Consider the following 427-nt stretch of genomic DNA (forward strand, 5'->3'; position numbering starts at 1 on the left):
GGCTGGGTAACAAGCCGGATAAACAACGCCAAGTTAGTTATTAAAACACTGAGAAAGGCATGGTCTGCACGCAAACCTGATGGTTCGAACTTGCTCTTTCATTCAGACCAAGGAGCTCAGTATGTCGCAAAGGAAACAGTGAAGTGGTTAACTAATAGAGGTGTCACAGTGAGTATGTCTAGAAAAGGTAACTGCTGGGATAATGCGTGCTCAGAAAGCTTTTTCGCGCAGTATAAAAAGGAGTGGATAAAGAATTTAAATGAACTGAGTCGTAGTGAAATGACAACACAAACGTATTTTTATATTGAAAAATACTACAACTCAGTAAGAAGGCATGGCACCCTAGGGTATAAAAGTCCCGTGCAGTACGAACAAATTAATTAAACCCTGTGTCTACTTTATCGGGGTCAGATCATACAGCTTAAAT

Annotated in this window: 1 protein-coding gene; it reads left to right on the forward strand. The window is 40.3% G+C overall.

From position 1 onward, the window contains the following. The coding region (locus CWC02_RS20445) for an integrase core domain-containing protein (RefSeq protein WP_138619932.1) at window positions 1-384 on the forward strand (384 nt) is incomplete at its 5' end. Window positions 385-427: the final 43 nt, after the last annotated feature.

The organism is Pseudoalteromonas sp. S2721, assembly GCF_005887425.1.
Lineage (GTDB): Bacteria > Pseudomonadota > Gammaproteobacteria > Enterobacterales > Alteromonadaceae > Pseudoalteromonas > Pseudoalteromonas simplex.